The sequence below is a fragment of the Christiangramia aquimixticola genome (genome assembly GCF_048285835.1).
In the GTDB taxonomy this organism is placed as follows: Bacteria; Bacteroidota; Bacteroidia; order Flavobacteriales; family Flavobacteriaceae; genus Christiangramia; species Christiangramia aquimixticola.
Map to the genome: position 1 here is coordinate 1 of NZ_JBLVTL010000070.1, position 362 is coordinate 362.

The 362-nt window shown below is 48.1% G+C and carries 1 protein-coding gene; it reads left to right on the top strand.

Annotation, left to right across the window (positions count from 1 at the left end):
- On the top strand, positions 1-362 hold a 362-nt coding region (mutL, locus tag ACNKXV_RS13545), incomplete at both ends, for a DNA mismatch repair endonuclease MutL (RefSeq protein WP_417908261.1).

A 362-nucleotide genomic window follows, 5' to 3' on the forward strand; every position in this document is an offset into this window, starting at 1 on the left:
TCCGCACTCAAAGAACTCCTCGAAAATGCGATCGATGCGGGTGCCACACAAATTCAAGTTCTTGTCAAAGATGCGGGAAAGCAGCTCATCCAAGTCATTGATAATGGCAAGGGGATGTCTTCCACGGATGCAAGGATGAGTTTTGAAAGGCATGCCACCTCCAAAATCAGAACCTCCCAAGACCTTTTTGCCATTCGTACGTTTGGATTTAGAGGAGAAGCCCTAGCCTCGATTGCGGCAGTTGCCCAAGTCGAGTTGAAAACTCGCCAAGCAAACAGTGAGTTGGGTACTTTAATCCAAATAGAAGGTTCGGAAGTTAAAAAGCAGGAGCCTGCTGCTCTTCCAGTGGGAACCTCAGTGTC